The following is a 5,291-nucleotide window of genomic DNA, read 5'->3' on the forward strand; positions in this document are numbered from 1 at the left end:
GGGGGGGGGGGGCGGGGGGGGGGGGCGGGGGGGCCCCCCGCCCCCGCCCCCCCGCGGCGGGGGGGGGGGGGGCGGGGGGGGCGGGGCCCCCGGGGCCCCCCCCCCCCCCCCCCCCCCCCCGCCTCCGGGCTCAGTGCCGCCCGTACTCCTCGGCCCAGGCCTCCACCGCGTCCGCGGCCCGGTCGAAGGCCTCGACCCGTCCGAAGAAGTCGGCGCCGTGCGTGGTCAGCAGCGGCAGGGCACCGTCCGTCGCGCGGTCCCGCCGCAGCAGCGTCAGGGCCTGGCCCTGCACGGTCCGCGGCAGACCCAGCCAGCGCACCGGCTGCTGCACGGTCCGTACGGCCGCCACCCGTCCCCAGGACACCGTCCGGGTGCGGAGGAAGCCCACGTGCCGCAGCCCGCGCGCACTCACCCATACGCCCATCCGCAGCAGCCGCAGCGCGGCGGCGATCACCAGCAGCGAGACGCCGAAGATCACGCCGGCCTCGGACACCGAGCTGGTCAGCGCGATCACGACCGCCGCGAACAGCACGTAGGAGGCGAGCAGCAGACACAGCGCGGCCGCGCCGACACGGCAGGGCCCGGGACGATAGGGGCGCCGCCAGTGGTCACGGTCGTCGAAGGGCAACGCGACGTCGTCCACCGTTTCGAAGGCGCGGTCGGCCGCCAGGAAGGACAGGGGCACGGCTGGTCCTCACTCGATCCATGCGTGGGCTGTGCCCGGAGAGGCTATCCGCCCCCCGCCCGTCCCCACCACCTTCGGGGGCCCGTGGGGGTACTCCACACACCCTTCGGACGACGGCGGAGGGGTCAGCGCCCCTCCGACGCCTGTGACTGCTGCGTCAGGGCGGACTGGTCCTGGGACAGCGCCGGCATCCCGATGACCAGGGATCCCACCAGCGCGGCCACGATGGTGAGCCCCAGCAGCCAGCGCCCGGCTATCTGCCCGACGGAGGACCGCTCCCGGGGCGGCGGGGCGACATTGCTGCGGAACGTGTCGGCTTCGGCGAGGAAGGCGAAGGGTACGGACTCGCGCCGACGGAACATGATGGGTCAATCCTCCTCGGGACGTCGCGTGGACGTCGTCACTGGTACGCGTCACGGGTACGCATCACTGATACAGACGACCGGGTGCCCGAAAACGTGCCCCATTTCACGAGACGTCCCGGACGAATCCGAGGCACGCCCGTGAGGATCCGCCCCCGGCGCCCCCGTAGAGTTGACGCCGCGTTCAAGCCGACCCGGAAGGACCCCCGCACTGTGACCGACAGGCCCGCCGACGAATCCAAGATCTTCACCCGCAGCGACGTCACCGTCGAGCTGGTCAAGCACACCGCGTCCGACGCCGACGTGCTGTTCGCCGCCCGCGTCTCGACCGTCGGCGAGCAGTCCCTGGACGAGCTGAACAAGGACCCCGAGCGTTCGAAGGGCCTGATCAACTACCTGATGCGGGACCGCCACGGCAGCCCCTTCGAGCACAACTCGATGACCTTCTTCATCAGCGCCCCGATCTTCGTCTTCCGCGAGTTCATGCGGCACCGCGTCGGCTGGTCGTACAACGAGGAGAGCGGCCGCTACCGGGAGCTCCAGCCCGTCTTCTACGTCCCCGACGCCTCCCGCAAGCTCGTCCAGGAGGGCCGCCCGGGCAAGTACGTCTTCGTCGAGGGCACCGAGGCCCAGCAGGAGCTGGTCGAGCGCACCATGGAGGACTCGTACCGCGAGGCGTACCTGGCCTACCAGGAGATGCTCGCCGCCGGTGTCGCCCGCGAGGTCGCCCGCGCGGTCCTCCCCGTCGGCCTGTTCTCCTCGATGTACGCCACCTGCAACGCCCGCTCCCTGATGCACTTCCTCGGCCTGCGCACCCAGCACGAGCTGGCCAAGGTCCCGTCCTTCCCGCAGAGGGAGATCGAGATGGTCGGCGAGAAGATGGAGGCCGAGTGGGCCAGGCTCATGCCCCTCACCTACGCGGCCTTCAACGCCAACGGCCGTGTGGCCCCGTGATCGAAGACGTATGTACGGATCATCCGTGCGAAGTGTCCGTATTGCGGCATTTGCGGAAGTTCATCTAGCCTGATCAAACGGACCCGGCACTGCTTGAACCCCCGAGCAGGCAGTGCCGGGCTCCATCTTTGTCACGACTTGTCGCCCGCCCCGAGGGCAGACCCCGCCCTGAGCAACGAGTAGCGTGTTACCCATGGCTCCGACCTCCACTCCGCAGACCCCCTTCGGGCGGGTCCTCACCGCCATGGTCACGCCCTTCGCGGCGGACGGCGCACTCGACCTCGACGGCGCACAGCGGCTCGCCACCCACCTGGTGGACGCAGGCAACGACGGCCTGATCGTCAACGGCACCACCGGCGAGTCCCCGACCACCAGCGACGCGGAGAAATCGGACCTGGTACGAGCCGTCCTGGAGGCCGTCGGCGACCGGGCCCACGTCGTGGCCGGCGTCGGCACCAACGACACGCGCCACAGCATCGAGCTGGCGCACGAGGCGCAGAAGGCGGGCGCCCACGGCCTCCTGGCCGTCACCCCGTACTACAACAAGCCCCCTCAGGAGGGCCTGTACCGCCACTTCACGGCCATCGCCGACGCCACCGAGCTGCCGGTCATGCTCTACGACATCCCCGGCCGCAGCGGCGTCCCGATCAACACCGAGACGCTCGTCCGCCTCGCGGAGCACCCGCGGATCGTGGCCAACAAGGACGCCAAGGGCGACCTCGGCCGCGCGAGCTGGGCGATCGCCCGCTCCCGCCTCGCCTGGTACTCCGGCGACGACATGCTGAACCTGCCGCTGCTCTCCGTGGGCGCGGTCGGCTTCGTCTCGGTCGTGGGCCACGTCGTCACCCCCGACCTGCGCGCCCTCGTGGACGCGTTCGTCGCCGGTGAGGTCCAGAAGGCCACCGAGATCCACCAGAAGCTGCTCCCGGTGTACACGGGCATGTTCCGCACCCAGGGCGTCATGACCACGAAGGCCGCCCTCACCCTCCAGGGCCTGCCCGCGGGCCCGCTGCGCGCCCCCATGGTCGAGTGCTCCGCCGAAGAGATCGAACAGCTCAAGATCGATCTTGCCGCGGGCGGGGTACAGCTCTGACACCAGACTTCACAACTGAATACGACCGAACACGGCAGGCCCACCGGCGCCTGCACCTTCCACACGACAACTGCTTCTGCACGAACGTCACGCGCGCCACGTGCCCGACCGGTACGTGGCGCGTGTGGTTGAGGAGAGTCTTTTGAGTCATCCGCACCCCGAACTGAGCCCGCCTCCGCCGCTCCCCGAGGGCGGCCTGCGGGTCACCCCACTGGGCGGTCTCGGAGAGATCGGCCGCAACATGACGGTCTTCGAGTACGGCGGCCGCCTGCTGATCGTCGACTGCGGAGTGCTCTTCCCCGAGGAGGAGCAGCCCGGAATCGACCTGATCCTGCCGGACTTCTCGTCCATCCGGAACCGCCTCGACGACATCGAGGGCATCGTCCTCACCCATGGCCACGAGGACCACATCGGCGGCGTCCCCTACCTCCTCCGGGAGAAGCCGGACATCCCGCTGATCGGCTCCAAGCTGACCCTCGCCCTCATCGAGGCCAAGCTCCAGGAGCACCGCATCCGCCCGTACACCCTCGAGGTGGCGGAGGGGAACCGCGAGCGCATCGGCCCGTTCGACTGCGAGTTCATCGCGGTCAACCACTCCATCCCGGACGCCCTCGCGGTCGCCATCCGCACACCGGCCGGCATGGCGGTCCACACGGGCGACTTCAAGATGGACCAGCTCCCGCTGGACAACCGCCTCACGGACCTCCACGCCTTCGCACGTCTGAGCGAAGAGGGGATCGACCTCCTCCTCGCCGACTCGACGAACGCCGAGGTCCCGGGGTTCGTCCCGCCCGAGCGGGACATCTCCAACGTCCTGCGCACGGTCTTCGCCAACGCCCGCAAGCGGATCATCGTGGCCAGCTTCGCCAGCCACGTCCACCGCATCCAGCAGATCCTGGACGCGGCCCACGAGTACGGCCGCCGGGTCGCCTTCGTCGGCCGCTCGATGGTCCGCAACATGGGCATCGCCCGCGATCTCGGGTACCTCAGGGTCCCGCCGGGCCTGGTGGTGGACGTCCGCACCCTCGACGACCTCCCCGACCATGAGGTGGTCCTGGTCTGTACGGGCTCCCAGGGCGAACCGATGGCCGCGCTGTCCCGCATGGCCAACCGCGACCACCAGATCCGCATCGTCGAAGGCGACACGGTGATCCTGGCGTCGTCGCTCATCCCCGGCAACGAGAACGCGGTCTACCGCGTGATCAACGGCCTGACCCGCTGGGGCGCGAACGTCGTCCACAAGGGCAACGCCAAGGTGCACGTCTCCGGCCACGCGTCCGCGGGCGAGCTCCTGTACTTCTACAACATCTGCCGCCCCAAGAACCTGATGCCGGTCCACGGCGAATGGCGCCATCTGAGGGCCAACGCCGAGCTGGGCGCCTTGACCGGCGTCCCGCACGACCGGATCGTCATCGCCGAGGACGGCATCGCCGTCGACCTCATCGAGGGCAAGGCCAAGATCTCCGGCAAGGTCCAGGCCGGTTACGTGTACGTCGACGGGCTCTCGGTCGGCGACGTGGGCGAGCCGGCCCTGAAGGACCGCAAGATCCTGGGCGACGAGGGCATCATCTCGGTCTTCGTCGTGGTGGACGCCTCCACCGGCAAGATCACGGGCGGTCCGCACGTCCAGGCCCGCGGTTCGGGCATCGAGGACTCGGCCTTCTCGGCCGTCCTCCCGAAGATCACCGAGGTCCTGGAGCGCTCGGCCCAGGACGGCGTGGTCGAGCCCCACCAGCTGCAGCAACTCATCCGCCGCACGCTGGGCAAGTGGGTCTCCGACACCTACCGCCGCAGGCCGATGATCCTCCCGGTCGTCGTGGAGGTCTGACCCGCGGACGACCCGTCATCCGCGTGGACTCGGAGCGGGGCCCCTCGATTTGCATCGGGGCGCCCCGCTCCAGTACGTTTACGGCTCCGCCTGAACGGGAACCCGGCAGCTTCAAGCACGCAGGGACCACCCCGGGAGGGGCCGGGAAATCCGACTCAGAACTTCTGATAAAGTCGGAACCGCCGGAAAGGAAACCGCGAAACAAAAGCGGGAACCTGGAAAGCACCGAGGAAATCGGATCGAGAAAAGATCTGATAGAGTCGGAAACGCAAGACCGAAGGGAAAAAGCCCGGAGGAAAGCCTGAGAGAGTCTCTCGGGTGAGTACAAAGGAAGCGTCCGTTCCTTGAGAACTCAACAGCGTGCCAAAA

At 69.3% G+C, this 5,291-nt stretch carries 6 protein-coding genes; 3 read left to right on the forward strand and 3 right to left on the reverse strand.

The genetic code is table 11. The features are described 5' to 3' along the window. Positions 1–130: 130 nt before the first annotated feature. Together ACFYWQ_RS43525 and ACFYWQ_RS43530 are read right to left on the reverse strand one after the other, a co-directional pair. On the reverse strand, positions 131–685 hold the full coding sequence (locus ACFYWQ_RS43525; protein ID WP_389526418.1) for a hypothetical protein: 555 nt from the start codon (positions 683–685) through the stop codon (positions 131–133). A 125-nt stretch (positions 686–810) separates the two neighbouring features. Continuing rightward, the gene (locus ACFYWQ_RS43530; protein WP_389526420.1) at positions 811–1,047 is read right to left on the reverse strand and encodes a hypothetical protein; all 237 of its coding nucleotides are present in this window, start codon (positions 1,045–1,047) and stop codon (positions 811–813) included. A gap of 213 nt (positions 1,048–1,260) precedes the next feature. On the opposite strand from ACFYWQ_RS43530, the gene thyX reads away from it, so the two are divergent. The 3 genes from thyX to ACFYWQ_RS43545 all read left to right on the forward strand — a co-directional run bounded on the left by thyX (position 1,261) and on the right by ACFYWQ_RS43545 (position 4,922). Continuing rightward, the gene (thyX, locus tag ACFYWQ_RS43535) at positions 1,261–2,001 is read left to right on the forward strand and encodes an FAD-dependent thymidylate synthase (RefSeq protein ID WP_389526423.1); all 741 of its coding nucleotides are present in this window, start codon (positions 1,261–1,263) and stop codon (positions 1,999–2,001) included. 193 nt (positions 2,002–2,194) lie between these two features. Then, positions 2,195–3,094: a 4-hydroxy-tetrahydrodipicolinate synthase gene (gene dapA, locus ACFYWQ_RS43540; RefSeq protein ID WP_389526426.1), complete on the forward strand. Its 900-nt coding sequence runs from the start codon at positions 2,195–2,197 to the stop codon at positions 3,092–3,094. Between the two features lie 142 nt (positions 3,095–3,236). After that, entirely contained in the window at positions 3,237–4,922 is a 1,686-nt protein-coding gene (locus tag ACFYWQ_RS43545; RefSeq protein WP_389526428.1) for a ribonuclease J, read from the forward strand. Between the two features lie 155 nt (positions 4,923–5,077). Here ACFYWQ_RS43545 and ACFYWQ_RS43550 read toward each other — a convergent pair. Continuing rightward, on the reverse strand, positions 5,078–5,291 hold a 214-nt coding region (locus ACFYWQ_RS43550; protein WP_389526431.1), incomplete at its 5' end, for a hypothetical protein.

Origin of the sequence: Streptomyces sp. NPDC003247 (genome assembly GCF_042888135.1) — a bacterium.
GTDB lineage: Bacteria > Actinomycetota > Actinomycetes > Streptomycetales > Streptomycetaceae > Streptomyces.

Excerpts from the sequence above, each read along its gene's own strand:
- ACFYWQ_RS43530 (WP_389526420.1), bottom strand. The coding sequence starts at position 1,047 with ATGTTCCGTCGGCGCGAGTCCGTACCCTTCGCCTTCCTCGCCGAAGCC.
- dapA (WP_389526426.1), top strand. The coding sequence starts at position 2,195 with ATGGCTCCGACCTCCACTCCGCAGACCCCCTTCGGGCGGGTCCTCACC.